This window comes from Crossiella sp. CA198 (assembly GCF_052078295.1).
Taxonomy (GTDB): domain Bacteria; phylum Actinomycetota; class Actinomycetes; order Mycobacteriales; family Pseudonocardiaceae; genus Crossiella.
The window spans coordinates 69,094-95,892 of record NZ_JBQJIM010000006.1; the positions used below are offsets into that span (position 1 = coordinate 69,094).

Sequence of the window (26,799 nt, forward strand, 5' to 3'; positions counted from 1 at the left end):
GTGGTGCTCGTCGACGACGAGGACGTGGTGCGCCGCGGGTTCGGGCACGTGCTGGGCGCGACCGCGGACCTGGCCGTGGTGGCCGAATGCCGGGCCGACACCGCCGCGTTGCGCCTGCTCGGCCGTTGCCGGCCGGAGGTGGTGCTGGTGGACGCCGAACCGGAGTTCCTGCACGCGGTGACCGAGGCCGCTGGCGGTGCCGGGATCATCGCGCTGGGCCGCTCCGAGGAACACCTGTTCCGCCTGTTCGCCGCCGGGGCCAGGGGTTTCCTGCGCAAGAGCGTCGGGCTGGCCGAGCTGGTCTACGCGGTGCGCGCGGTCGGGGACGGCCAGAGCTTCGTCTCCCCCTCGGTGACCCAGCTGGTGCTGGACCACCTCGATCTCCCGGCGCACAGCCAGGACTACCTGGCGCTGAGCACGCTCAGCCCGCGGGAGACCGAGGTGCTGCGGGCGCTGGCCGACGGCCGGTCCAACCGGGAGATCGGCGCGGAGCTGTACCTGGCCGCGGCCACGGTGAAAACGCACGTCTCCCGCATCCTGGGCAAACTCGGCCTGGCCAACCGGATGCAGGCCGCGCTGCTGGCGCACCGGCTCGGCCTGGTCAGGCCGCCTTGGTGAAGGCCAGCACCACGTTGTGGCCGCCGAAGCCGAAGGAGTTGGACAGCGCGGCGGGCACCGGGGTGTGCCTGGGCGCGCCGGTGACGATCTCCAGACCCACCTCGGGATCGGGGTTGTCCAGGTTGCGGGTGGGCGGCACCAGGTCCTCGCGCACGCTGAGCACGGTGCAGATCGCCTCCACCGCACCGGCCCCGCCGATCAGGTGGCCGGTGATCGACTTCGGCGCGGTGACCAGCGGATGGGTCCCCACGGCGGAGCGCACCGCGGCGGCCTCGATCCGGTCGCCGACCTGGGTGCCGGGCGCGTGCGCGTTCACGTGCGTCACCTCCTGCCTGCTCAGCCCGCTGCTGTGCAGGGCCTCCTGGATCGCCCTGATCTGCCCGTCCGGGGCCGGGGCGGTCATGTCGTGCGCGTCCGCGCTCATCCCGGCCCCGGCCAGCTTGGCGTGCCCGCGGTGGCCCCTGGCGCGGGCGAACTCGGCGCGTTCCAGCACCAGCGCACCCGCGCCCTCACCCATGACGAACCCGTCCCGGCCCAGGTCGAACGGCCGGGACGCGCCCGCCGGATCGTGGTTGCGCCGGGACAGCGCGCCCATCCGGGCGAAGGCCGCGATGGACAACCGGCCAACGCACGCCTCGGTGCCGCCGGCCAGCACCACGTCCGCCCGCCCGGCCCTGATCATCGCCAGGCCCAGCGCGACCGCCTCGGCCCCGGAGGCGCAGGCGCTGGTCGGGGCGTGCGCGCCACCGCGGGCGCCCAGCGCGAGGCTGACCGCGGCGGCGGAACCGTTGGGCATCAACATGGTCACCGCGAACGGCGAGATCCGGTCCGGGCCCCTGGCCGCCACCACCTCGTGCTGGTCCAGCAGGGTCCGGCCGCCGCCGAGGCCGGTGCCCAGCACCACCGCGAACCGCTCCGGATCGACCTCGGGCCGGCCCGCGTCCGCCCATGCCTGCCTGGCCGCGACCAGGGCGAGCTGCTGGCAGCGGTCCAGCCTGCGCAGCTCGATCCGGCCCAGCTCGGCGTCGGGTTCCCGGCGCAGCCGCGCGCCCAGCCGCACCGGGAGGTCACTGGCCCAGTCCTCGGCCAGCGCGGTCACCGGCGAGCCGCCGTCGAGCAGGCCCTGCCAGGTCTCGGCCACGTCGCCGCCCAGCGGGGTGGTCATGCCCAGCCCGGTGACCAGCACCTCGGGGCCCGCGGCCAGTTCCGGCAGCAGCCGGTGGCCGAGGGAGAACTCGATGAACTCGGAGACGGAACCGCCGTGCGACATCGGGTGCTCCTTCGAGGAAAACGAATGGCGAGTGGCCCCGAAGCTAGTGAATTCCAGCGTGACCCCGGCAGTGGCCATCGGATTGACCTGGATCGGCCAGTACGCCTATTCCCAGCCAGCCCGGCGACCGATTCCGCGCGATTCCGCCGGGAAATACCGTCGAGGCAGCCACGAACAGAACTGGAGTTGTCCATGACGCTGGTCGAACTGTGCCGGGCCCAGGCGGCCCGGCGAGGCGAACAACGGCAGTTCACCTTCCTCGACGACACCGGATCACCCGCCCAGACCCTGACCTGCGCCCAACTGGACCTGCGGGCCAGGGCGATCGGCGCGGTGCTGGCCGGGCGGGCGGCGCCGGGCAGCCGCGCGGTGCTGGGCTACCCGCCGGGCCTGGACTTCGTCACCGCGTTCTTCGGCTGCCTCTACGCCGGACTGGTCCCGGTGCCCGCGCCCGCACCGGTGCGCACCCGCGGCGATGCCCGCCACCTGCGGCTGCGGGCCATCTTCGCGGACTGTGCCCCCGATCTATTACTGTCCACAGTGGACGCTCTACCACGAGCCGACACGCTGCTCGCCGACACCGCACCCGAGCACCGGCCGAAACCCCTGGCCACCAACGAGATCCCGGACAGCGCGGCCACCGGCTGGCAGCCGCCGGAGATCACCGGCGACAGCATCGCCTACCTCCAGTACACCTCCGGCACCACCGGCCGCCCGCGCGGAGTGGTGCTGACCCAGCGCAACGTGCTGCACAACCTGTCCCTGATCACCGCGAACGGCTCCCGCCCCGAGGAGGACCTGGACGCGCTGCCGCCGGTGGTGTCCTGGCTGCCGGTCTTCCACGACATGGGCCTGGTTTCCGGGGTGCTGCAACCGGTCTACCTCGGCTTCGGCTCGGTGCTGATGTCCTCCCAGTCCTTCGTGGCCGCGCCGGTCCGCTGGCTGCGGGCCATCTCCGAGCACCGGGCGGCGATCAGCGTGGCGCCGGGTTTCGGCTACGAGGAATGCCTGCGCCGGGTGCCGGCCGGCGCGGCCGAGGGCCTGGACCTCAGCTCCTGGCGGCTGGCGGTGATCGGCGACGAACCGGTGCGGGCCAGCACGATCGAGGAGTTCAGCCGCCGGTTCGCGCCCGCCGGGTTCCGACGCTCGGCCTTCTTTCCCAGCTACGGCATGGCCGAGTCCACCGTGATGGTCAGTGGCGGACCGGTCGAGCCACCGCCGATGATCCGCGGTTTCGACGCGGCCGCGCTGGCCAAGGGCCAGGTCAGGGTGGCCGGACGGGGCAGGCTGGCCCGGCGGCTGGTCGGGCTCGGCCAGGTGCGCGCCGGGCTGGAGGTGGCCGTGGTCGACCCGGCCACCCGCGCGCCCTGCCCGCCGGACGTCCTCGGCGAGATCCTGATCTCCGGGCCCAGCATCGGCCAGGGCTACTGGGACACCCGGCGCGCGGCGGCCACCCCGTTCGGCGTCAGCGTGCCCGGCCGCAACGGCGGCACGTTCCTGCGCACTGGCAGCCTCGGTTTCCTGTGGGAGGGCCAGCTCTTCGCCACCTGCCGGGTCGGCGACCTGATCATCGCCGACGGCCGCCAGCACTACCCGTACGACCTGGAGAGCACCGCCGGCCTGGCTCATCCGGCCATCCGCGGCAACCGGTGCTGCGCCTTCGCCACCCCCGAGGGCGTGGTGCTGGTGGCCGAACTCGGCCGGTCCGCGGGCGTGGTCCCGGCCGCGGTGGCCGAGGCGGTGCGGATCGCGATCCGGATCGGGCACGGCCTGGACCTGGCCGCGGTGGTGCCCGCACCGCTCGGTGCGTTGCCGTACACCACCAGCGCGAAGCTGCGCCGGGCCGAATGCCGGGCCCGCTACCTGCGCGGCGTGCTGCCCGTAGTCACCCCCGGACCGAAGTGAGGGCCGTGATGCACACCGAGTTCAGCACCCTGGTCGAACTGGGCCGGGACCGGGCGGAGCGCGCGGGCAACCACCGGTTCCGGTTCCGCGCCGACGGCGAGGTGGAGACCGACAGCGTGTCCTTCGCCCAGCTCGACGTGGCCGCGCGGGCGGTCGGCAGGCGGCTGACCCAGCTGGCCCCGCCCGGCTCCCGGGTGCTGCTGAGCTTCCCGCCGGGGCTTGCGTTCCATCTGGCCTTCTTCGGCTGCCTCTACGGCGGGATGATCGCGGTGCCCGCGCCGGAACTGCTGCCGGAGCGGCACGCGCTCAAACTGTCCAAGGTCGAGTCCATCACCTGGAACGCCGCCCCGGCCATCCTGATGTCCACAATGGACAGACTGGCCGCGCTGAACGGGTTGCTGCGCCGGGGTGCGCTGGCCGGGCTGACCGCGCTCGCGGTGGACGGCATCGACCTCGACCTGGCCGGGCAGTGGACCCCGCCGCCGATCACCGCCGACTCGGTGGCCTACCTGCAGTACTCCTCCGGCTCCACCGGCGATCCCAAGGGCGTGGTGATCCGCCACCGCACCGTGCTGGCCAACCTGAAACTGTTGTGCGACAACACCCGCAGGCCCAGCGAGGACTTCGGCGCGCCCCGGCCGCCGGTGGTCTCCTGGCTGCCGCTGCACCACAACATGGGCCTGGTCGGCAGCGTCCTGCTGCCGCTCTACGCCCGGCACGACGCGATCCTGTTGCCGCCGCTGACCTTCGTGCAGCGCCCGAGCACCTGGCTGCGCACCATCTCCGGCCTGGACCGGGCGGACAGTCCGGCGCCGAACTTCGCCTTCGAGCTGTGCACCCGGCGGATCACCGCGGACCAGCGGGCCCAACTCGACCTCAGCGGCTGGGAGGTGGCCCTGGTCGGCGGCGAGGCGGTGCGCACCGAGACCCTGGACGACTTCGCCGAGGCCTTCGCCGACTGCGGTTTCCGCCGCGAGGCGCTGTTGCCGGGCTACGGCCTGGCCGAGTCCACCGTGATGGTCACCGGCGGCCCGGCCGGACGTGGACCGGTGCGGCTGCGGGTGGACACGCTCGCGCTGACCGAGGGCCTGATCCGGCCAGTCGTGCGCGGCGGCCGGGTGCTCACCGCCTGCGGGCAGGTGCACCCGGACAGCACGGTGTGCGTGGTGGACCGGGACAGCGGCGCGGAACTCGGTCCGGACCGGGTCGGCGAGATCCTGGTGCGCGGACCGGGCGTGGCCGCCGGGTACCACAACTCCGGCGAGTCCGACGCCTTCGCCGCCACCGTGCCCGCCCGGCCAGGGCAGCTGTTCCTGCGCACCGGCGATCTCGGTTTCCGGCACAACGGCCAGCTCTTCGTCACCGGCCGGGCCAAGGAGGTGATCATCATCGCCGGGGCCAACCACTATCCGCAGGACATCGAGGCCACCGTGGCGGCCAGCCACCCTGCCGTGCGCGAGTTCGGCTGCTGCGCGTTCTCGGTGGACGACGGCAGCCGGGAGAACCTGGTGGTGCTGGCCGAGATCGCGCCAGACGGACCGGTGCCACCCGCCGAGATCGACCTGGCCATCCGGGCCGCGGTGCACGGCGAGCACGGCCTGCGCACCGGCACCGTGCGGCTGCTCGCCCCCGGCACGCTCCCGTTCACCGCCAGCGCGAAGATCCAGCGCGCCGAATGCCGCACCCGCTTCCTGGCGGGTGCCCTCTAGAACGCCCGGTGGGCGGGCAAGGGACGCGCCGGCCTGGGCAACCGGCGCGTCCCGTCCGCTCAGACCTGCTGGTACGCCTTGAGATTACGCAGCAGCAGGTGGGTGTCGTTGATGTTGGCCGCGTCGCTGAGCGAGCGGTAGATGCCCCACTTGGGCCGCAGCCGGTCACCCAGCCAAGTGTCCACATTGGACTTGCGCACGTCCAGCACGGTGGCGCCGCCGTTGCGCAGCACCCAGCGCACCGAGCCGTTGCCGTCGCCCACCTTGATCTCCACCTCGGTGTCGATCCACCTGTTCTGCAACGGCGCCAGGTCGGTGTCCCCGACCGTCACGTCGCCCTCCCACACCTTGAACTCGATGGTCGAGCGAGTGCCCTTGCGCCGCAACGACATCACCGTGACCGGCGCGGAGCCCAGGCCGGGCATCTTGGTCTGCATGATGTGGGTGAAGCTGGTGGTGGCCTTCAGCGAGCTGGGGATGAACATCGAGTAGGTGAACCGCCAGGTCTGGCCGTTGAACAGGTCGACGTTCGCCCCACCGCTGCGCATGCCGCGGACCTCGTTGCGCTGCCGGTCGGTGGAGGTGTCCCGGTCCCGCTTGTGCATGTCGAAGCGGTAGGTATCGCCCGAGGCGTAGATGTGCTTGACGCCGGGGTGCGAGTTCGCCCGGTCGTCCTCCACCCCCTCGAACGCGCCCAGCCCGTCCCGGCTGGGCACCGGCGCCCAGCGCTGCTGCCAGGCCAGTGGCGCGGCCAGCGCGCTGGGACCGGCCAGGGAGAGCGCGGCGGCGCCGCCGAACAGGGACAGCGCGGTGCGGCGGCTGACTTCGCGTGCGTTGCTCACGGTCTTCTCCTCAGTTCCGTCGTCAGGGATGGCGGCGGACCCTGAGTAAGCGCTTACATGCTGACGGCACAAGGAAAAGACTGTCAACGATTCACGGTTCTGAACGCACCGCCCGTGGACCCGCACCCCGCTTGTGGGGAGGTCAGCGCGCGTGAGCGCGGGACCCACGGACGGTGTGACGCCGGTGCCAGGAGCTGGGGGTCCCCAGACACCGGGTGCGGCCTGACCCCATTCCCCGTCGGGGCAGACCGCGGTCGGTTCAGCGCATCCTGGTGAGCGAGACCAGGGGAACGCCGGTGGACTCGATGTGCATCCGGCTGCTGCCGTCGGCGTCCTCGGTCAGCGCGGCCACCCCGACCACATCCGCGGCCTCGTCCCGCAGCACCGAGATGAGGCTGCCGATCGCGTGGCAGTGGGTCAGCGCGGAATCGACGATCAGCACCCGGCGGCCCTGCAGCCTGCCGTAGGTGAAGATCTCCGCACTGCGCCGCCGCGGCACGCCGTGCCGTTCGGTGTCCAGCTTCCAGGCCAGGTGGTACGGCAGACCGGAGGCCATGGCCACCGCGAGGGTGGGCACGATCCCGCTGGTGTCGAAGCCCAGCAGCACGTCCGGCCGGTCGTGGTGCGGATCGCCCAGCCAGCTCTGCCACAGCGCGTGGCCCACGGCCAGCAGCCGGGACGGCTCCACCGGATGGGCCACCCCGTCCAGCTCGTGCACCACCCTGGCCGGTGGCACGTCGGAGGGAAGGTCGAGGCACAAGATCTGGCACGCCTGGAAGTCCACGCCCGGGGCGGGAACCTCCTCCAGGGTCGTCATGGCGGTCCGACCTCCTCCTGCCTCGCACCGAGGCGCCTGCTCACCGGTCGAACTGTAGGGACAGGGCGCGAGAGCCGGATTGGGCAGCGAGCACACCTGGGACCAGGCCGACTGTGCGCCGGGCTAGTCATGGGATGTCTGGGCGTGATCAGGGTCTCCTATTCCCGCATATGCAGGCTGCCCTGCCCGTCGGCCCACAGCTGGTCCGATTGCACAGCCTGGAAGAACGCGCTCTCACTAAGGTTCACCGCCATGGGTCGTCTCCGGGTCTCCATGGACATCGGCGGCACGTTCACCGACGTGGTCGCCTACGACGAGCAGACCGGCGGGTACCGGGTCGGCAAGCGCCCGACCACCCCTGGTGAGCTGGCCACCGGGGTGCTGGACGCGCTGAACACGGTGGTCGATCCGTTGTCCGGGGTCGGCTTCCTGGTGCACGGCACCACCCAGGGGCTCAACGCGCTGCTGCAGCGGCGCGGCGTCCGGGTGCTGTTGCTGGCCTCGGCAGGCGCGGCCGACGTCTACCACATCGCGCGCGGTCCCCGGTCCCGGATGTACGACCTGCAGTACCGCAAACCCGAGCCGCTGGTGCCCCGCCGGGACATCGTGCCGGTGCCCGGCCGGATCGACCAGGAAGGCGCAGAACTCACCCCATTGGACGAACAGGTGGTGCGGACCGCGGCGGCCAGGGTGCGCGCGGAGGGCTTCGGCGCGGTCGCGGTGTCCTTCCTGTTCGGCTACGCCAACCCGGCGCACGAGCTGCGCGCCGGTGAGATCCTGCGCGAGGAGCTGGGCGTGGACTTCGCCATCTCGCTCTCCCACCAGAGCGCGAACGAGTGGCGGGAGTACGAGCGCACCTCCTCCGCGGTGGTGGAGGCCTACATCGGCCCGGTGGTGCGGGACTACCTCGGCGGCCTCACCCGCGACCTGGCCGCACAGGAGGTGGCCGCGCCGCTGCACGTCATGCAGTCCTCCGGCGGCATCATCTCCGCGCACTCCGCCCGCGAACGCCCGTTGCAGACCCTGCTCTCCGGCCCGGTCGGCGGCACCATGGGCGGGGTCGCGCTGGCCGCGGCGCTGGGCCGGGACAACCTGATCTACGTGGACATGGGCGGCACCTCCTTCGACGTCTCCCTGGTCATCAACGGCCGGCCTGATATCACCCCGGAGATCCGGCTGGATGGCCTGCCGATGCTGCTCAGCGCGGTGGACATCCACACCGTCGGCGCCGGTGGCGGCTCGGTGGCCTGGACCGAGGCAGGTGGCCTTCGGGTCGGCCCGCGCTCGGCCGGAGCCGCGCCCGGACCGGCCTGTTACGGCAACGGCGGCAGCGAGCCCACCGTCACCGACGCCAACCTGGTACTCGGCCGGATCGAACCCGGCTCCTTCGCCTGCGGCGAGTTGACCCTGCGCCCGGAACTGGCCGAGGCCGCGATCACCAAGCTGGGCGCGGAATTCGACCTGGGCACGCCGGAGATGGCCGAGGGCGTGTGCGCGGTGGCGAACGCGACCATGGCGGGCGCGATCCGCACCATCACCGTCTCCCGCGGCATCGAACCGCGCGAGTTCACCCTGGTCGCCTTCGGTGGCGCGGGCCCGATGCACGCGGTGTTCCTGGCCCGCGAGCTGGGCATCGGCGAGGTCGTGGTGCCGCGCTTCCCCGGCGCCTTCTCCGCCTGGGGCATGCTGCAGACCGAGATCCGCCGCGATCTGGTCGAACCGCATTTCCGGCTGGACGCCGACCTGGACGGCGCGGCCATGTCCGCCCGCCTGTCCGCGATGGCAGGCACCGGGCTGGCCTGGCTGGCGCAGGAACAGGTCCCGGAGGCGGCCCGGCGCAGCACGCACTCGGCCGACATCCGTTACGCCGCACAGGAATACACCCTCACCGTGCCCCTGCTCAGCGCGACCGAACCCACCGAGCCGGACTTCCTCGCCGCCGTCGCCCAGCGGTTCGCCCAGGTGCACCAGGCCCGCTACGGCCACGCCAACCCCGGCGCGCCGATCGAGTTCGTCGCGCTGCGCACCACCGTGCAAGGCGACCTCGGCCGGGCCGCCCCCGAACAACTCGACCCGGCGACCGAACCCCTTGGGCCGCAACGACAACGCCCGGTCTTCTTCGACGGCGCCTGGCGGGACACCCCGATCCTGCAGCGCGCCGCGCTGGCCGCCGGGCACGCGCTGACCGGTCCGGCGATCGTGCTGGAGGACACCGCGACCACTGTGGTGCCACCGGGATTCACCCTGTCCGTGGACTCGCTCGGCTCGCTCGTGGTGCGCAGGGAGGACCAGCCATGACCGTCGACCCGGTCACCGTGGAGATCATCCGCAACGCCCTGGCGGCGGCCGCGGAGGACATGAACGCCACCCTGATCCGCTCCGCCTACACCCCGGTGATCTACGAGTGCGGGGACTGCGTGGTCGCCCTGCTCGACGACGAGCACCAGGTGCTCGGCCAGTCCGCCGGGTTACCGATCTTCCTGGGCAACCTGGAGATCTGCACCAGGGCCACCGAGGAGCGCTTCGGCCGGGACGCCTGGAAACCCGGCGACGTCTGGATCCTCAACGACTCCTACCTGGCGGGCACCCACCTCAACGACGTCACCCTGTTCGGCCCGGTGTTCGTCGGCGCGGAGCTGGCCGGGTTCACCGCCACCCGCGCGCACTGGATCGACGTCGGCTCCAAGGACCCCGGCGGCTCGATGGACTCGGTGACCATCTTCCAGGAGGGCCTGCGGCTGGGCCCGCAGAAACTGCTCGACGGCGGCGTCCCGGTGCACAACGTCATCGACACCATCACCACCAACGTGCGCTTCCCCTACCCCACCGCGGGCGATCTGCGCGCGATGACCGCGACCATCGAGATGGGTCAGCGCAGGCTGGCCGAGATCGTGGCCCGCTTCGGCCTGGCCACCGTGCGCGCGGCCAGGGACGAGATCTTCGCGCAGACCGAACGCCTGGAACGCGAGGTCATCAGGGCCATCCCGGACGGCGTCTACCGCGCGGAAGGCTTCCTGGACAACGACGGCATCGATCTGGCCACCCCGATCCCGGTCCGGCTCACCGTCACCGTCGCCGGCGAGTCCCTCGACTTCGACGTGCGCGATTCCGCCGACCAGACCGTGGGCCCGATCAACTGTGGCGCGGCGCAGACCGTCTCCGCCTGCCGGGTCGGCTACAAGCTGCTGGTCAGCCCGGACGTGCCCGGCAACGGCGGCTCGTTCCGGCCGCTGACCGTGCAGGTGCGGCCAGGATCGGTCTTCGGCGCGCAGGCCCCGGCGGCCTGCCAGTGGTACTTCTCCCACCTTGGCCTGCTCATCGACCTGGTCGCGATGGCCCTGGCGCCCGCGCTGCCGGACCGGGTGGCCGCGGCCAGCCACGGCGACTCGATGATCGTGATGTACGCGGGCGTGGACCCGCGCACCGGCCGCGAGTACGTCAGCCAGGAGGCCACCGTCGGCGGCTGGGGCGGCTGGCAGGGCAGCGACGGGGAGAGCGCGCTGATCAACAACGTGAACGGCTCGCTGCGGGACATGCCGATCGAGGTGCTGGAGAGCCGGTTCCCGCTGCGGATCACCCGGTATGAGATCCGGCCGGACTCCGGCGGCGCGGGTCGCTGGCGCGGTGGCAACGGGGTGCTGCGCGAGTACATCGTGCTCGCCGACTGCACGGTCTCGCTCTGGTTCGAGCGCTCGGTGACTCCGGCCTGGGGATTGTTTGGCGGTAATCCCGCCGAACCCCCGGAGGTGACGATCAATCCGGGTCGCGCCGATGAACAGCGAATGCTGAAATGCAACGGTTTGCATTTACGCGCGGGCGATGTTGTCCGCTGTGTCACCGGTGGTGGCGGCGGATTCGGCGCGGCGGACAAACGCGCGCCGGAAGCGGTCCGGGCGGATGTGCTGGACGGTCACCTGACCGCTGAGCACGCACAAGAGGTGTACGGCGTCCACTGAGGACTTTCCGGCAGACAAGCCGATCCGGCATTCGACAACGCCCGCATTCCGGTGTACTGATCAGGAATGCGCATCGGAGTCCGCCTCGGGGTGAACCGTGCGCACGGTGCGCTGGCCCATGAGGGTCAGGTGCTGGCCACCGCCGCCGACGTGGTGGCGGGCCGCGGCGGGCGCCAGCTCAGCGGACTGCTGAAACGACTCGCCGCCTCCTCGCCGTCCATCGTCGATTCGGTCACCTGGGACGTCTCCGCGTTGTTCGAGCGCGCACTGCGCCGCACCAGCGGAGTGCAGCCGGTAGGCGCGATCCGGGTGCTGCCGCGCGCGCCCCGGCACCGCGGCCATCCGTTCGAGCTGGTCCGCGCGCTGATCGCGTGGGAGGCCGTGGTCACCGGCGGGCACGACATCTTCGGCGCGGAAATGGCCGCGCTGGACCTGGACGGCGCGCTGCGGCAGGTCGGAACCGCCTACGCCCAAGGCATTCGGACGCTGACGATCACCGCCACCGGGGCCTCCGGCAGCGCCGAGCACGAGCAGGCCATCGCGGGCCGGGTCGCCGAGGAGTTCCCGGACCTGCGGGTCTGCCTCTCGCACGAGGTGGGCGGTCTCGGGCTGGTGGAACGCGAGGCCACCAACGTGGTCAACGCGGCCCTGCTGGACTTCTGCGAGGACCTGGTGGACCGCTGCGAGCGGATCACCGCCACCCTGGACGGCCCGCCGAGCTGCTGGTTCGCCACCGGCGACGGCGGCAGGGTCTCCGCCCGCCGGATGCGCTCGGTGCCTGCCCGCGGCCTGGCCGCCACCGCCGCGGCCGCCCTGCGCGGCGCGGCCCTGCTCTCCGGCCGCGCCGACGGCCCGATTGTGTTGACCGGCCCCAGGGAACTGCTCGTCGGCGAGGTCCGCGCCGGACTGCCCAGGGTCGAGGGCGATCTGCTCGGCGCGCTCGGCGTCCGGCTGGTCGCCCCGCAGGCGGTGCTCAGCACCCGCCCGGCCGCCACCGCCGACGCGGTGGCCGCGCAACTGCGTGAGCAGGAAGGCGCGGGCGCGGTCGGCGTACTCGACGAAGGCGGCGAGGAGCTGGCCGAGCGCCTGCACCGGAAAACCCGTTCGGTGCTGGACCTGGTGCGCACCCCGGCCGACCTGTGCGCGGTCGGCGCGGCGGTGAGCGAGCCCAGCGCCTGGCTGGACCTGGTGGTCACCGCGGACACCGCCGAGGACCTGCAACGCCGCCAAAGCATGCTGGAACGGCAAGCGCTGTCCCTGGTCGCGGCCAGCGGCGCCCGGCCGGGCCGGGAACGGGTGATCCGCTCGGTGGCCACCTCACTGGCCTTCCTCGGCCGCGACGCCTACCGGCTCTGGGTCTACGTGGGCAGCCGCCCGGAGCCGGAGCAGCGGGCATGACGATCACCCAGATCACCGCCGAGGACATCCCGGTGCTGCTGGCCGGGGCCCAGTTGCTGTGCTCCTCGGCAGGCTCGATCGCACTGGACGGCTACCGCACCGCGATCGAGGAAGTGTTGCGCCGCAACGGTCCGGTGCCGCTGGTGGCATTGGACGACCTGCCGCCGGACGCGCTGTGCGTGTCCATCGGCGCACTCGGCGGCTTCGCCCCGATGATCGAACTGCCGCCCAACGGCGACGAGGGCGTGCTCGCGGTCCGCGCGCTGGAGGAACGCCTGGGCCGCAAGGTGGACGCGATCGTCTCGCTCAACTCCGCCGGCCCCAACGCGATCTTCCCGGTCGCCTCGGCCGCCGCCCTCGGCCTGCCGCTGGTCGACTGCGACGGCATGGGCCGGGTGCTGCCGCTGATGATCCAGACCACCTACGCGCTGGCCGGCCTGCCGATCGGCCCGCTGGCCGGGGTCGGGCTGGCCGGGGACGTGCTGGTGCTGGACAGCAGCGAGCACCGCTCGGAGTTGTTGCTGCGCGCGGCGATGAAGGCCGCGGGCGGCTGGCTGCTGTGCGCCAGCTACCCGGCCACCGTCGCCGCGCTGCGCCCGGCCGCGCTGCGCGGGGCGACCAGCCGCGCGCTGACCGTGGGCCGGATGCTCACCACCGCCGATGACCGCGAGGCGCTGCTGACCGGACTGACCCGGATCATGGGTTCGCGGGTGCTGGGCAGCGGCCGGGTGATCGAACTGGGCCACGCCACCCGCACCGTCGGCCCGCGGATCTACCCGTCCGTGCCGACCAGCATCGTGGTCGGCGAGTACGGCAGCGCGGGCAGGCTGATCCGGCTGGAGGGCCACAGCGAACTGCTGCTCGCGGTGATCGACGGCGCGGTCGCCGCGGCCGTGCCCGATGTGCTGTGCCTGCTGGACCGGCACGAGCTGAAGGTGGTCGGCATGGAGACGGTCGGCCTCGGCCACCACGTGGATGTGCTGGTGCTGCCGGTATCCCCGATGTGGCACACCCCGGCCGGGCTGGCCATGGCCGGTCCGCGCGCCTTCGGTTTCCCGGTCCGGCACCCGCGTGAGGAGGACGCATGAGCCGCAGCCGTCTGCCCGAGCCGTTGAGCGTGGCCGAGCTGGTGCATTTCGGCCCGCTGGCCAAGGCCCAGGTCTTCGCCGCGGACGATCTGGACCGCCAGGTCGCCGCGGTCGCGCTGGTCGCCGAACTGGACCAGATCCACCAGTGCGAACCGCATTCCGCGGTGGTCCTGCACGGTGCCGCGGCCCTGGGCGCGTGGGCGCTGGAATCCGCGCTGCGACTGGCCTGGGAACGCAACGCGGCCTGTCTGCTCGCCCCCGCCGAGATCACCGTGACCACCCCGACCGCCCAGCTCGCCGAACGCCTGCGGGTGCCGCTGTTCGTGGTCGCCGACCCGGCCAGGAGCGCACTGGAACTGGCCGCCGCGATCTCCGACACCGAGGCCGCCCGTGCCCGGCTGACCGCCCGCTGCGCGGTCCTGTTCGGCGAACGCGCCACCGCCCGCGACATCGTCGGCGTGATCAACACCGAGGTCCCCGGCGTGATCACCGCCCTGGTCACCGAGGACGGCCACGTGCTGGCAGGCCGCTCCGCCGCCGACCGCTCCCAGGGCAGCCACCGCGTCGAGGTCGCAGTCCCCGGCCCCGACGGCAGACCCTGGGCCACCCTGGTCGCCCAGCTGGCCGCCTGGTCCCCCTCCTGGGTCGAAACCGTCCGCACCATCCTCCGCCTCGCCAGAGCCCCCCTCGCCGCCACCGTCGGCCGAGCCTGGCTAACCCCCGTTTTCCAAGCAGCCAAAGAAAAACTCCTGCTGCACGCCCTGCTCACCGCTCCCGAGGCCAGCGCCGAACGCCAGGCTCGCGACATCGGCTGGCGCCTGGACGGCGAGCACATCGCGGTCTTCCTCAAGCCCTCCGAACGCGTCCCCGGCCCCGCCGAAGTCGCCACCCCCGGCGTTGTGGTCGCCTGGCGCGAATCCTTCGGCGACCTGCCGCTGATCCCCCGCGAGGACGGCTGGCTCAGCTGGTGGACCGCGGTCCCCGGCGGCCCGGCCGAGATCGCCACCCGGGTGCACGACCACCTGGCCGCCGCCGCCCTGCCCATCCCCCTGGTCGCGGGCATCGGCGTGCCCGGCAAGGACCTCCCCGGCCTGACCCGCTCGATCAGCGAGGCCATCCTGGCCGCCGCCGTGGCCAGCCGCCCCGGCGGCAACCCGGTCGAACAGTTCGGCGACCTCGGCCCCCGCGCCGTCCTGGCCTGCCTCCCGGTGGACGACATCGCCGCCGCCGCCAGGGTCGCCCTGGCCGACCTGATCAACGCGCCCGACGCCGAAGTCCTGCTGACCGCCCTCACCGCCCTGCTGGACTGCGCAGGCTCCACCGGCCAGGCCGCCACCCGCCTGGGCGTGCACCGCAACACGGTGCTGGGCCGCCTGGAACGCATCCGCGCCCGCGGCATCGACCTGGACTCCCCAGACCAGCGCCTGGCCCTGCACCTGGCCTGCTACGCCCTGCTCAGCGCCGACACCCCGACCTAAGAAAGGTGCCCCCTGGCGGGAGGCCAAGGGGCACCAAGTAACCAACAAGAGCCGACCCAACCCAGCCAGGCTGGTTCAGCACCCACCGCGACGTGGGGGTCCGGGGGGCTCGGCCCCCCGGGGCGACTAAGCGACCCACGTCCGCGCGTTCCGCGGACACGGGTCACCCAGGAGCGGGTGGCAACCGAGGGAGTCGAACCCTGTGCGGCTTATGAAGGCGGCACCCATGACCGGCCCAGACCCTTCGGTGGGCGACGGTTGCCTTGCTGTGTTGTGCTGCTGTTCTGCCTTGTACAACGGTGGAGACGCCCCAGGTATTCATCGCTTACGCGGTTTTCCCCGGTGACCTCGGCCACTTCGCGCGAAGAAGCCTACCAACCAGTACTACCCACCCCGACACGGGGTCGAACTTTTCGATCGGACCCCCCACATGATCCTCAACCTGGGCCACCGCGACCTCACCGCGGTCCCTACCCTCCCCCCGGCCCTCACCGAGCTGTACCTGCACAACAACGCCCTGGAAACCATCCCCGACGCCCTCGGCGACCAGTCCGCCCTGCGCATCCTGGACCTCGGCCACAACCAACTCCGCAGCCTGCCCACCACCCTCGGCGACCTGACGAACCTGGAGTTCCTCTACGCCAGCGACGGCCACCTGACCGAGGCCCCCGACACCCTGGGCAACCTCACCAACCTCCGCTACCTGAACCTGACGCACCAGCAGCTCACCGAGTTCCCACCCACCCTGGGCAACCTGCGAAACCTGGTCGAACTCCGCCTCTACAACAACACGGCGCGCGCCCTCCCCACCACCTTCACCAACCTGCACGCCCTCCGCGAACTCCACCTGGACGACAACACCCTCACCGAACTCCCACCCCTGCCCGGCCTGACCGCCCTGCACACCCTGTCCCTGCGCAACAACGCCCTGACCACCTTCCCTGCCGCCCTGCTGACCCTCCCCCGCCTCCGCCACCTGGACCTGCGCGCCAACGGCATCAAGTCCCTCCCGCACGACCTCCGCACACCCCCGGCCCTGGAAAAACTCGACCTCCGCTGGAACCCCCTGCAAGCCGAACCCCCGTGGATCGCGACCCTGGAGTCCCGCGGCTGCCTGGTCTACCGCTCCGGCGCCGCCGACTGACCCACACGATTGGGTGTCGATTGCCCGCAGAAGCGAGCCACAGCACGGAATCTCTGGCCAACAAGGGGCTAGGCTGCCGCTTTGGCCCGTATCCACCCAGGAGGCAGCACCGTGGTTCAGGACACCGGTGGCGAGAACGGCGACGAGTAGTCCGCCACCACCAAGACTTCAGCGAAGGCCCGCTCCCACCCGAGCGGGTCTTCGCTATTTCTTCAGCTCCAGCCGCACGCCGACCTTGCGGCTCACCGGCATCCGCTGCACGTCCACGGTGACGTGCGTGCGCTCCCCGCTCTCATCCACCGCCAAGGTCGCCACCCCGTCCCCGATCCGGAACCCGATCGGCTCCCAGTACACCGCCGCCCCGATCGGCAGGATCACCCGGTACACCGCCCGCTCGACCGGGTTGCCGAACTTGAAGGTGAAGTCATCGGGGTTGCGCCGAGAGGTCAGCGGCACGCTCTTGCCTGGCCAGACCCACTCCATCCGCAGCCGCACATCGGTACCCACCGCCGCCGGCGTGGTGAAGTGCGACATCACGCTGATCCGCCCATCCGGCATCCAGTCCTTGGTCACCCGGAACCGCGTTCCCGGCCGCCCGTCCACCGCCACACTCCGGACGTTGACCGACACCTTCCGCTGATACCGCTTCGGCTGCGGCCACCCCGCCCCAAACCGCAACCGCACAAACGGCGCGTCCTGACCCTCGATCACCGCATGAATAACGATGAACTCTCGAGTGTCCCCATTAGCCTCGATATAAGCGGTCTGCTCCCAGCTCAACACCCGAAAATTCCGCGGATGCTGCTCCCACAAAGCATCCCCATAACTACGAACCAGATGCTTCTGCTCTTCCAACTCCCCCAACAACCGCCGCCGATCCCCCGTCAACGCCACCATGATCGCCAACACCACCAGCAACGTCCCCACCATCACCCCCGCCCGCACGGCAGTGCTCCCGAACAACACCCCCAACACAGCCCCGAACGACATCAACCCCAAGGCAGCCCGAACGATCCCCCGAGCCCCCTCCTCCGCCAGGAAGCCGTCCAACCAGTCCACAAACCTGGGAAACAAGACCGCCCCCCTCCACCCCACACCCCGAGCGCCCCAGTGTGACGGAAGACCCCCAACACCCCCACAAAAAACACCTGACCGGCGCAGTTCCCCACCGAATAACCCGCCCCACCTCAAGACAACAAGGAACGACAAGGAACGACAAGGAACGACCCCGAAAATAGAACAGAACCTCTTAGCCAGCAACAATGGAAACTTCCAGCAAACCCAGACCACTAGTTTTGCCACCCACCGCAACATGGGGGCCGGAAGGGCTCGACCTTCGAATAAAAATAACCCAACGAACGGCGAAAGTGCCCGCACTAAACAGGGTGATCCAATTGTTAGATGGGGCTTCTCTGCCATTATTCGAACCGACTCAACCTACCGACATCACTGGTCAGCGTATTGCTGCGAATCAAGGCCCTGTCGAGGACAGATACGAGACGGTCACAACGATTGAGGACAGAACAGCCTTTCCTGATTACATCCCGTATGTCCCGACGGAGGGTAAAATCTGCGAACTGATTTACTCCTACCGTTCGGGCACGATAGCCAGAACCTTGGCCGATACGAACGACGTGCACTTGAGCACGATCAGGAAGAAGTTGAGGGAAGTTTGAAATAAGGAAGCTTCTTGAGTAGACCATCACGATGATCCCAGTGCTCGAAAATCTTCTTCAAGCAGATCGATATCCCTTTCAACAGTCGACACAAAAGGCCACCAAGTAGTCAGGACAATACTCCTGAGTCATGTTCCACCCTACGAAAAATCGCCACTCGCGTCAAGATCAAGTAGGCCAGTCATGTACAATAATGCGACCACCGATCAAATACGCAGAGTGTGCGTACCCATGCTCAAACCTCAAGAGTGGGCAAAAACGATATCCAAAGCTACTCTTCTACACACCATTCGCCAGTCTGCCTCGCAGCTTATATACGTCGAAGATCAAGCGGCGGAGACCTCTGCACGCGATCCGCAAGCTGAATCGCATCCAGCAATTGGCCTTGGATTTCCTCGCTCGCACCGCGTGTAGCCGCTTCTCGAAGGACTGTTGCACCCAACTCTCGAGCAGTATCAACCGGAATAGCGTCCTGCACGTACTGCACGTCTTTTCGACGAAAGGTCAGAATCTCTTCATAGATCCGCTCCCCAAATCGACTGGTAAAGCTTCGCTCCTGCCATCGCTCAAAAGTGACATCCGGACTTGCCTCAACCAAACCAGCTAGAAGTTCCCCGTTAGGAAAAGAAACCCCCCGAACCCGAGACTCTCGACCGACCACGAATACGATTGGCGCCCCAGGGGAAGTGACACGCGCAATTTCATCGATAACCTCGGCCATGTCAACACAATACTGAACAACAGTAATGAAGCGGTTTCCCCGATTTTTACGATTGGATCCAATTTCAGAGCGGGCAGCAGGCAGCACTTCCCAGCCCAGCATCTCCATAATCGGCCGGTAGTTCTGATGATAATTGAATACATTGATATACGGGGGAGAAGTCAGTACCATTCCCACGGACCCCGCTCCCATTGGAAGTATCCTAGCGTCTGAGGCGACTACCTTTATAGGGACACTTTGCGTAGGAAATGATTCCACCAGTGCGCGCACCTGCATCCAACTTTTAAGCAGGCGGTCTGCAGTTGTCGACTTCCCATTTCCCATTGCAAGCATTAGCGTTGCAACCACGAGCTTCGATGGACCATCTTGCTTGAGCTCACTCACGGCTTGCAGGATTGCCTCATGAGGCTCAACCCCTAGGGACAAGAGCCCATCAGCAGATTGAATGGCGGCATCGTGAATTGCCCGCTCCGCTTGCTTGATAGCTTGCTCTCGTCCGTCATAATCTTCGGCTGCCAGTTCATATACACTTGCCAGCGAGATAGCAGCCGGATTAATTTCAGCACCACATCCAGGAAGGCCCATGCGCATCACCTCCGCAAGTGTTGTTCCACTTCCCACAAATGGGTCAAGAACTACGCCTTCGGGAGAAAAGGCGTCAAGAATGGCCGCAGGGAGCCCTGGCGTGAATTGGCCACGCCAAGGAAGCGCATTCGTTCGATTACGAGCAACAACGTCTAGTTTTTTCTGGTCGATAGAATGACGATCCAGCTCGCGCAACCGTACGGTCTGCAAGAGAGAACTTGCATACATGTCAGAAATAACCTCGCGAGACAACGTCATCCTCTTCGGGATCAGAGTGATTAATCAAACCTTCAAGGTGTTCAACGAAACGCTCGACCACACTCAACCGAACCGGCGATCGATTCAAAAGATCAAGGTACTCATCTCGATGAGCCCGTCGGCCATTCGCCGTCGAGTAGCGCGCACGCTTATTGGAGGCTAGCCTCTTACCCCTCAGCACAAGCACCTCGTCGACATCCGTGCCTGCGGTGCTGATTGGGGTCATGTCAAGATACTCACAGATAATGTAGTACCTGGATCCGGGCATCGCAACTTTCAGGTCATGAGCATCTGCGATCGCCGATTGAAACATCGTCTTGTCGAGATTGGTCTTGCACTCTGCCGCAAGATAGGCAAGCCAAACGGCTTCGTTGTCGGTTGCATCAGCAGGGAAATTCTTGTCAAAAGATGCACGGACAAAAGCGCGCCGACTAAGAGTGAAGTCTTGGTCTTTGGTTCGAATCCGAAGGCCCAGAGAATGCAAAGGAGCCGTAATTGCCGTCTGAAAATAGGCTGCAGCAAATGCACTAGCCGGCCCTGCAAAGCAATCCATATTTTTGAGCGCTGGTATAATTTCTGGATCGACAAGCCATGGCAAGAACTCCTCTAGCACCGAGTTGTCAACTTTAAGTTGGCCACGCTGTCGGAATAGAAAGTCATGATCGCTGTCCCAGACAAGGTCAATCTCGATTGCCCGCTTGTACTCGTTCAGCAACGAAACTAGATCACGGACTTTGTCAGTGCCAACGGTTGCCAGAGCTTCCATGTCTGCGATCCATTGGTCGTAGCGCACTACGGCCGTAGCTACTCGTGCAGAATCCTCTCGTGGCAACTTATCGTTGGCCAGGAGTTCCTGAAGCTTCGACTTGTGCGGCGTCGGCCGGACTCGTTCACTTGCGGGTGCACCCGCTGGGGCCAGGAGTTCGTTGGACCCTTCCGCAGCGACCTCATGCCCACCGCTACCGGGGATCGACTCCAGTGGAAAGATCGCGTTCTGCTCGACCATACCGCCAAGAGTAGAGCGCAGGCGATGGGTACCTCACATCGGACACACCAAATGACCATCTACGCGCCGGTCGGAACACGTCACATCGACAAGTGGCTGGACGCTCTCAATGAGCGTCCAGCCACTATACGTGGAGCTGAGGGGAATCGAACCCCTGACCTTCTCGATGCGAACGAGACGCGCTACCAACTGCGCTACAGCCCCGTGTTCGTGCTCGCAGAGCATAGCAGTCGTTCCACGGGAGCCTGCACAGCGGGGGTCTATTCGCCCGCGGCGCGTCGGTAGGACACCTGGCCGGGCGGGTCCAGCTCGTCGAAGGCGGGGTCGCCGTCGTCGATCTCGACCATGACGGTGCCCGGCCGGGAGGTGCAGCTGGGCTTCGGCGTGGGCTTCACGCCCGCCGTGGGCTTGGGCGCCACGTACTCGCCCTCGACCTCGGCCTGCTCGGCCTCGTCCGCGTCCTCGGCGACCGCGCGCCTGCCACCGAGCCGGGCCAGGCGGCGTTCGCGCACCTCGGCCTCGATCCGGACCTGCCTGCGCAGGTAGGTGAGATAGCCCACAAGCAGCAGGTCGACGGCTCCGTGACCCCACCACAGCATCGGCCAGAGGAACCCGGCGGCCAGGCCGGTGCCCAGGGCGAGCAGCAGCATGGCGAGCACGACGCGCTGGCGGAAGGCGTACTTGGCCTCGGCGACCAGGGCCGCTTGTTCGGGGTCGAAACCGCCTCTACCTGGGCGGTAGCGGCGTGGCGCGGCCTCTTCGCCGTCGAGTGGGGCGAACTTGGCCCGGCGTGGGCCATCCGGCGCTGCCTCGACTGGATCGTCGTGGTGGCCGTCTTCGGGTTCTGGCATGGCGAGCACCTCCTCCACCGTGCCCGTCGAACCGCCGCGGCGCACGACCCTGGCGGCGAGCGCCGAGTCAGCGGTGCGGGCCACCGGGCCCCTGCGACGGGCGACCATGGGCACGAGGACGATCAGCCAAGCGGCTGCGAGCGCCGCGAAAATCAGTGAACTTGGCATCCCGCGCCACCTCCCCCGCGGTCCGAGCGGCCATTACCACCCGCCACGCTAGTCACAGCAGTCACATCCGTGTCGGAGGCACGCCGCAATAGTGGCCGTAGTCAAGCTGTGTCTGTCCCCCGTTGGGGCTAACGACCGCCGCCGGACAGGCGTGCTCCGGGGTACCAGGCCAGCCCATCGTGGATTAGCTGGCCGACCAGTCCGCCGGGCGTGTCCTCGGTGGTCAGGGCCAGGCAGAGGTGGTCCCGCCAGGAGCCGGCCACGTCCAGGTAACGGCGGTAGACGCCCTCCTGCCGGAAGCCGAGTTTGCCCAGCACCCGCAGGCTGGCCGCGTTCTCCGGCCGCACGGTGGCCTCGACCCGGTGCAGCCCGGCCGGGCCGAAGGCGTGGTCCACGACCAACGCGGCGGCCGCGGTGGCGATCCCGCCCCTGGTCAGCGCGCTGTTCACCCAGTATCCGAGCCAGGCCGAGCGCAGCGCGCCGCGGACCACGTTGCCGATGGTGATCTGCCCGGCGAACTGGTCGTTCACCGTGATCACGAACGGCAGCGCCTGCCCGCGCCGCCCCAGCGCGCGCAGCGCGTACCACTGGGCCGGCCAGGCGAAGGTGGCGTTGCGGTCGGACCAGTCGCCGAAACCGCTGGGTTCCCAGTCCTCCAGGTGCGGCCGGTCGCGCAGCCGGATCGAACTCCAGGCGCCCGCGTCGCGCAGCCGCGGCGGGCGCAGCGCGACGTGTCCGGCCGGGGTCACGATCGGGCCCAGCCGGGCGGGCCAGCCCGGGTGCCTGCCGTACTCGGCCTCCTCGGGCCGGGTCATCGCCGGCTACCCGCGCTGCGCGAGGAAGCTCACCCGCACCGGCTCGCCGATCGGCACGTCCGCGGTGTCCTCGTCGATGACGATCAGGCAGTTCGCCTCGGCCAGCGAGGACAGCAGGTGCGCGCCCGCGGTGCCCAGCGGCTGCACCAGGTAGTCGTCGGTGTCGGTGTCGCGCAGCAGGGTGCCGCGCAGGTAACCGCGGCGGCCCTTGGTGGAGCTGACCGGGGAGACCAGCCGGGCGGTGACGGTGCGCCGGTACGGGTTGTGCTTGCCGAGGGAGGCCCTGATCAGCGGCCGGACCAGCACCTCGAAGACGACCAGCGCGCTGATCGGGTTGCCGGGCAGCAGGAAGGTGGGCACCGCGTCCGGGCCGAGCCTGCCGAAGCCCTGCACCGAGCCGGGGTGCATGGCCACCCGGGAGGTGTCCAGGTCGCCGAGGTCGGCCAGGGTCGCGCAGATCTCCGCGCCCGCCGAACCGCCGACCGCGCCGGCGACCACCACGATCTCGGAGAGCAGCAGCCTGCCCTCGATCACCTCGCGCAGCCTGCGCAGGTCGCTGGAGACGATGCCGACCCGGCTGACCTCGGCGCCGGCGTCCCTGGCCGCCGCGGCCAGCGCGTAGGAGTTGACGTCGTAGACCTGGCCGGGCCCTGGCGAGCGGTCCACGTCCACCAGCTCGTCGCCGATGGAGACGATGGAGACCCGCGGCCGGGGGTGCACCAGCACCTTGTCCTTGCCGACCGCGGCCAGCAGCCCGACCTGGGCGGCCCCGATGGCCGCGCCGCGCCGGACCGCGACATCGCCGGTCTGCACGTCCTCGCCGGTGCGCCGCACGTAGGCGGCCGAGGGCACCGGCTGCTGCACGGAGACCCTGGCCTGGTGGCCGTCGGTGTAGCCCAGCGGCACCACCGCGTCGGCCAGGGTGGGCAGCGGGGCGCCGGTGGCCACCCGCACCGCCTGACCCGGTTGGAGCCTGCTGGGCTGCCGGGAGCCGGCGGCGATCTCGCCGACCACCGGCAGCACCACCGGTTCGGTGGCCGCGCCCTGGACGTCCACGCTGCGTACCGCGTAGCCGTCCACGGCGGCCTGGTCAAAGCCGGGCAGCGCCCGCTCGGCGACGACCTCCTCGGCGCACAGCAGACCCTGCGCCTCGGAGATGGCCACCCGCACCGGTGAAGGTTGCACCGCGGCGGCGAGGACGCGGGCTAGCTGCTCGTCTACTGACCTCATGGCATTCAGGATGCGCCAACCCGCCCCTGAAGCCACTGCAACAGGCCGGGGCCGTACTCAGGGTGTTCCAGCGCGAAGTCGACCGCGGCACGCAGGTAGCCGCCCGGGTTGCCCAGGTCGTGCCGGTTGCCGCGATGCACCACGACGTGCACGGGGTGGCCTTCGGCGATGAGCAGCGCGATCGCGTCGGTGAGCTGCAGCTCGCCGCCCGCGCCCGGAGTGATCCGCTTCAGCGCGTCGAAGATCGCCCGATCGAGGAGGTAGCGACCGGCCGCGGCGAAGGTGGACGGGGCGTCCTCGGCCTTGGGCTTCTCGACCATGCCGCGGACCTGCTTGACGTCCGCGTCGTCGGTGTCGGCCACGTCGAAGACGCCGTAGGCGGAGATCTCCGCGCGCGGGATGTCGAAGGCGCAGAGCACGCTGCCGCCGAAGCGGGCGCGCACGTCGGCCATGGTCTTCAGCACGCCGGTGGGCAGCACCAGGTCGTCCGGCAGCAGCACGGCGACCGCGTCGTCCTGGCCGTCCAGGTTGCCCTCGGCGCAGCCGACCGCGTGCCCGAGGCCCTTGGCCTCCTCCTGGATCGCGGTCTCGACCTTGATCAGTTCGTTGGCCCGGCGGACCTTGGCCAGCAGGGCGTCCTTGCCCCGCTTCGCCAGGGTTGCCTCCAGCTCGGGCTGCGGCTCGAAGTGCTTGACCACGGCGTCCTTGCCGGGCGAGGTGACGATCACCAGCCGGGTGGCGCCTGCATCGGCGGCCTCGGCGGCCACCAGTTCGATGCCAGGGGTGTCCACGACCGGCAACAGTTCCTTGGGAACCGTCTTGGTGGTCGGCAGGAATCGGGTGCCCAGCCCCGCGGCAGGCACGATGGCGGTACGGAAGGCGCTCGACGAGCTCATGGGAAGCGAGCCTAACGGGGGCTGTAAATCACGTTTCGTGACGCCTCGGATACGGGCGTATCCGACGCTAGGGTCAGCGGCTGTGAGCGCGGTGACCTCGAAGAACGAGTGGCGGACCCGGTTGACGACTGCCCGGCGGGCGTTGTCGGCGGAGGTACGGGCGGCGGAGGCGGCGGCGCTGGCCGCGGCCGCGGCGGAGTGGGCGGCGCGGGTACACGGGCCGGTCGCGGCCTACGTGCCGGTGGGCGCCGAGCCCGGCTCGCCCGCACTGCTGGACGCGCTGCGCGCGGCGGGCCGCCGGGTGCTGCTGCCGATCGTGGTCGGCGCGGCCGCACTGGACTGGGCCGAGTACGCCGGGCCGGAGTCGCTGACCCCGGCCCGCTACGGACTGCTTGAGCCGAACGGGCCGCGTCTGGGCCCGGCGGCCGTGGCCGAAGTGGCCGGCTTGCTGGTGCCCGCGCTCGCGGTGGACCGGTCCGGGGTGCGACTCGGACGAGGGGCTGGGCACTACGATCGGTCGTTGCCGCTGGTCAGAGTAGGTGTGCCGGTGCTGGCGGTGGTGCGGGACGAGGAGCTGGTGGACCGGCTGCCCGCCGAGCCGCACGACATCCGGATGACCGGCGCGCTGACGCCGGATGGCGGACTGGTGGAATTCCCCGAACGGGTGTGAGCGACGCCTGTTTGCGTTCGCCCCCTCGGCTGGCGCATCATATTTGTTGGCACTCTGTCAGCACGAGTGCCAGTCAGAGCCGTTCGCGGAGGGACTGTCGTGCCGACCTACCAGTACGCATGCACCGAGTGCGAGCACCGTTTCGAGGCGGTGCAGGCCTTCACCGACGCCACCCTCACCGAGTGCCCGAACTGCTCCGGCAAGCTGCGCAAGCTCTTCGGCGCGGTCGGCATCGTGTTCAAGGGCAGCGGTTTCTACCGCACCGACAGCCGGGGCAGCGGTGGCTCGTCCACGGTGTCGGCCGGTTCGAACAAGTCGGAGCCGAAGTCGGACTCGGGCAGCTCCTCGACCAAGTCCGAGTCGAGCAGCCCGGCATCATCCTCGGCCAGCAGCACCTCCACAAGCTCCGCCGCGAGCTAACCCCGGAGTTATCCACAGCCGCCCACTTATCCACAGGCTCCCCGGCGGCCACACCCGCGGCACGCCCAGCGGCCCTAACGTCGAGGCATGCCCCTCGACCCCACCCCCTGGGACCGCCTCCGCACCCTGCTGACCCGGCTGCCCTGCACCAGGCCACCAGCCCTGCGGCGACTGGCCGCCGCTCTGTGCACGCTGCTCGCCCTGGCCCTGCTGCTGCGCCCGGGTAGCCCCGGCCCGCGCACCGCCCCGGTCCTGCTGGCCGCCAAGGACCTGCCACCGGGCACCCAGCTGTCCCCGGCCGACCTGCGCCAGTCCCAGCACCCCGCGGACACCGTTCCCGACGGCGCCCTCACCGATCAGGCGGCCGCCACTGGCCGCCTGCTGGCCCGCGCGGCCCGCCGCGGCGAACCCCTGACCGACCTGAGCCTCACCGGCCCGAGGCTGACCGCGCTGACCGCGGGCACGGACGCCACCGCCGTCCCGGTCCGCCTGTCCGATCCCGCCCTGGCCGAGCTGCTGACCCCGGGCGCCCAGGTCGACGTCTTCTCCGCCGACCCGCCCGAGCAGTTAGCCGAGGCCGCCACGGTGCTCACCGTGTTAGGCCCCAGGGCCGAGGCGGGCGAGTCGCACCGGATGGTCCTGATCGCCGTACCCAGGCAGGACGCCGCAAGGGTGGCCACCTCGTCACTCACCCGATCGGTGACGATTACGCTGCGCTGATGCTCAAGGGTTTCAAGGACTTCCTGATGCGCGGCAACGTGGTCGAACTGGCCGTCGCCGTGGTCATCGGCACCGCGTTCACCGCCATCGTCACCTCGGTGACCAAGAACCTCATCCAGCCCCTGGTGAACTCCATCGGTGGCTCCGACCCGGCCAAGGGTCTGGGCTTCCCCATCGTCTCCGGCAAGGACTCCACGTTCATCAACCTCGGCGAGGTGATCAACGCGGCCATCAACTTCATCATCGTGGCCGCGGTGGTCTACTTCCTGCTGGTCCTGCCCATGCAGAAGATCCAGGAACGCCGCAAGCGCGGCCAGGAAGCCGGCCCCGCCGAGCCCACCGACGTGGAACTCCTCGCCGAGATCCGCGACCTGCTCCGCAACCAGAACAAGACCCCCTGACCCCGTCCCCACGCCGGCCCGGCCGCCCACCCAACCCCACCAACCCCCTGGGCGGCCAGGCTGCTCATCCCCCAACCCCGGAGCACGCCGACGACCGGGCGCGGCCGACACAACCAAGTCGCGGACCCCACCTCAACCGGAGCCGCCATCCGCCCAC

Annotated in this window: 23 protein-coding genes and 1 tRNA gene; 13 read left to right on the forward strand and 11 right to left on the reverse strand. The window is 69.6% G+C overall.

Going from position 1 to position 26,799, the window contains the following annotated elements:
* Window positions 1-618 (forward strand): LuxR C-terminal-related transcriptional regulator, encoded by a 618-nt coding sequence (locus ACTOWY_RS11495; protein WP_441309590.1) that lies wholly within the window; start codon window positions 1-3, stop codon window positions 616-618.
* Here the strand turns inward: ACTOWY_RS11495 and ACTOWY_RS11500 are convergent.
* A complete protein-coding gene (locus ACTOWY_RS11500) occupies window positions 602-1,888 on the reverse strand; it encodes a beta-ketoacyl-[acyl-carrier-protein] synthase family protein (protein WP_441309591.1) in 1,287 nt (428 codons plus the stop codon). The genes ACTOWY_RS11495 and ACTOWY_RS11500 overlap by 17 nt on opposite strands.
* Window positions 1,889-2,080: 192 nt before the next feature.
* Between ACTOWY_RS11500 and ACTOWY_RS11505 the strand changes: the two genes are divergently transcribed.
* Window positions 2,081-3,793 carry a fatty acyl-AMP ligase gene (locus ACTOWY_RS11505; protein WP_441309592.1) on the forward strand — a complete coding sequence of 571 codons (1,713 nt, stop codon included), beginning with the start codon at window positions 2,081-2,083 and terminating at the stop codon, window positions 3,791-3,793.
* An 8-nt stretch (window positions 3,794-3,801) separates the two neighbouring features.
* Window positions 3,802-5,502 (forward strand): fatty acyl-AMP ligase, encoded by a 1,701-nt coding sequence (locus ACTOWY_RS11510; RefSeq protein WP_441309593.1) that lies wholly within the window; start codon window positions 3,802-3,804, stop codon window positions 5,500-5,502.
* 59 nt (window positions 5,503-5,561) lie between these two features.
* Here the strand turns inward: ACTOWY_RS11510 and ACTOWY_RS11515 are convergent, their stop codons facing one another.
* Both ACTOWY_RS11515 and ACTOWY_RS11520 read right to left on the reverse strand, forming a co-directional pair.
* Window positions 5,562-6,344: a Tat pathway signal sequence domain protein gene (locus ACTOWY_RS11515; protein WP_441309594.1), complete on the reverse strand. Its 783-nt coding sequence runs from the start codon at window positions 6,342-6,344 to the stop codon at window positions 5,562-5,564.
* Window positions 6,345-6,603: 259 nt separating this feature from the next.
* Window positions 6,604-7,161 (reverse strand): phosphoribosyltransferase, encoded by a 558-nt coding sequence (locus ACTOWY_RS11520; protein ID WP_441309595.1) that lies wholly within the window; start codon window positions 7,159-7,161, stop codon window positions 6,604-6,606.
* A 252-nt stretch (window positions 7,162-7,413) separates the two neighbouring features.
* Between ACTOWY_RS11520 and ACTOWY_RS11525 the strand changes: the two genes are divergently transcribed.
* The 6 genes from ACTOWY_RS11525 to ACTOWY_RS11550 all read left to right on the forward strand — a co-directional run bounded on the left by ACTOWY_RS11525 (window position 7,414) and on the right by ACTOWY_RS11550 (window position 16,225).
* Window positions 7,414-9,459, forward strand: a complete 2,046-nt coding sequence (locus ACTOWY_RS11525) for a hydantoinase/oxoprolinase family protein (RefSeq protein ID WP_441309596.1) — start codon at window positions 7,414-7,416, stop codon at window positions 9,457-9,459.
* Window positions 9,456-11,117 (forward strand): hydantoinase B/oxoprolinase family protein, encoded by a 1,662-nt coding sequence (locus tag ACTOWY_RS11530; protein ID WP_441309597.1) that lies wholly within the window; start codon window positions 9,456-9,458, stop codon window positions 11,115-11,117. Before ACTOWY_RS11525 ends, ACTOWY_RS11530 begins: the two co-directional genes overlap by 4 nt.
* A 66-nt stretch (window positions 11,118-11,183) precedes the next feature.
* Window positions 11,184-12,515 (forward strand): hypothetical protein, encoded by a 1,332-nt coding sequence (locus tag ACTOWY_RS11535; RefSeq protein WP_441309598.1) that lies wholly within the window; start codon window positions 11,184-11,186, stop codon window positions 12,513-12,515.
* Complete coding sequence (locus ACTOWY_RS11540) at window positions 12,512-13,603, forward strand: DUF917 domain-containing protein (RefSeq protein ID WP_441309599.1); 1,092 nt, start codon at window positions 12,512-12,514, stop codon at window positions 13,601-13,603. Before ACTOWY_RS11535 ends, ACTOWY_RS11540 begins: the two co-directional genes overlap by 4 nt.
* Window positions 13,600-15,081, forward strand: coding sequence for a PucR family transcriptional regulator (locus tag ACTOWY_RS11545; RefSeq protein WP_441309600.1), 1,482 nt, complete (start codon window positions 13,600-13,602; stop codon window positions 15,079-15,081). The genes ACTOWY_RS11540 and ACTOWY_RS11545 overlap by 4 nt, the downstream gene beginning before the upstream one ends.
* A gap of 430 nt (window positions 15,082-15,511) precedes the next feature.
* Window positions 15,512-16,225 carry a leucine-rich repeat domain-containing protein gene (locus ACTOWY_RS11550; protein ID WP_441309601.1) on the forward strand — a complete coding sequence of 238 codons (714 nt, stop codon included), beginning with the start codon at window positions 15,512-15,514 and terminating at the stop codon, window positions 16,223-16,225.
* A 204-nt stretch (window positions 16,226-16,429) separates the two neighbouring features.
* Here ACTOWY_RS11550 and ACTOWY_RS11555 read toward each other — a convergent pair whose 3' ends face one another.
* From ACTOWY_RS11555 to ACTOWY_RS11590, 8 genes are all read right to left on the reverse strand, one after another.
* Window positions 16,430-17,143 carry a hypothetical protein gene (locus ACTOWY_RS11555; protein WP_441309602.1) on the reverse strand — a complete coding sequence of 238 codons (714 nt, stop codon included), beginning with the start codon at window positions 17,141-17,143 and terminating at the stop codon, window positions 16,430-16,432.
* Window positions 17,144-18,211: 1,068 nt separating this feature from the next.
* Window positions 18,212-19,465: a DNA methyltransferase gene (locus ACTOWY_RS11560; protein WP_441309603.1), complete on the reverse strand. Its 1,254-nt coding sequence runs from the start codon at window positions 19,463-19,465 to the stop codon at window positions 18,212-18,214.
* Window positions 19,437-20,471: a Bpu10I family restriction endonuclease gene (locus ACTOWY_RS11565; protein ID WP_441309604.1), complete on the reverse strand. Its 1,035-nt coding sequence runs from the start codon at window positions 20,469-20,471 to the stop codon at window positions 19,437-19,439. Before ACTOWY_RS11565 ends, ACTOWY_RS11560 begins: the two co-directional genes overlap by 29 nt.
* A 131-nt stretch (window positions 20,472-20,602) precedes the next feature.
* Window positions 20,603-20,675, reverse strand: a tRNA-Ala gene (locus ACTOWY_RS11570).
* A gap of 56 nt (window positions 20,676-20,731) precedes the next feature.
* On the reverse strand, window positions 20,732-21,490 hold the full coding sequence (sepX, locus tag ACTOWY_RS11575; RefSeq protein WP_441309605.1) for a divisome protein SepX/GlpR: 759 nt from the start codon (window positions 21,488-21,490) through the stop codon (window positions 20,732-20,734).
* A gap of 128 nt (window positions 21,491-21,618) precedes the next feature.
* A complete protein-coding gene (locus ACTOWY_RS11580; protein WP_441309606.1) occupies window positions 21,619-22,305 on the reverse strand; it encodes a GNAT family N-acetyltransferase in 687 nt (228 codons plus the stop codon).
* Between the two features lie 6 nt (window positions 22,306-22,311).
* A complete protein-coding gene (gene glp, locus ACTOWY_RS11585; RefSeq protein ID WP_247762982.1) occupies window positions 22,312-23,535 on the reverse strand; it encodes a molybdotransferase-like divisome protein Glp in 1,224 nt (407 codons plus the stop codon).
* 5 nt (window positions 23,536-23,540) lie between these two features.
* Window positions 23,541-24,431 (reverse strand): UTP--glucose-1-phosphate uridylyltransferase, encoded by an 891-nt coding sequence (locus tag ACTOWY_RS11590; RefSeq protein WP_441309607.1) that lies wholly within the window; start codon window positions 24,429-24,431, stop codon window positions 23,541-23,543.
* Between the two features lie 82 nt (window positions 24,432-24,513).
* Here ACTOWY_RS11590 and ACTOWY_RS11595 point away from each other — a divergent pair, with 82 nt between their 5' ends.
* From ACTOWY_RS11595 to mscL, 4 genes are all read left to right on the forward strand, one after another.
* On the forward strand, window positions 24,514-25,101 hold the full coding sequence (locus ACTOWY_RS11595) for a 5-formyltetrahydrofolate cyclo-ligase (RefSeq protein ID WP_441309608.1): 588 nt from the start codon (window positions 24,514-24,516) through the stop codon (window positions 25,099-25,101).
* 99 nt (window positions 25,102-25,200) lie between these two features.
* Window positions 25,201-25,521 carry an FmdB family zinc ribbon protein gene (locus ACTOWY_RS11600; protein WP_441309609.1) on the forward strand — a complete coding sequence of 107 codons (321 nt, stop codon included), beginning with the start codon at window positions 25,201-25,203 and terminating at the stop codon, window positions 25,519-25,521.
* Between the two features lie 87 nt (window positions 25,522-25,608).
* On the forward strand, window positions 25,609-26,241 hold the full coding sequence (locus ACTOWY_RS11605; protein WP_441309610.1) for an SAF domain-containing protein: 633 nt from the start codon (window positions 25,609-25,611) through the stop codon (window positions 26,239-26,241).
* Window positions 26,241-26,642 (forward strand): large-conductance mechanosensitive channel protein MscL, encoded by a 402-nt coding sequence (gene mscL / locus ACTOWY_RS11610; RefSeq protein WP_441309611.1) that lies wholly within the window; start codon window positions 26,241-26,243, stop codon window positions 26,640-26,642. Before ACTOWY_RS11605 ends, mscL begins: the two co-directional genes overlap by 1 nt.
* Window positions 26,643-26,799: the final 157 nt, after the last annotated feature.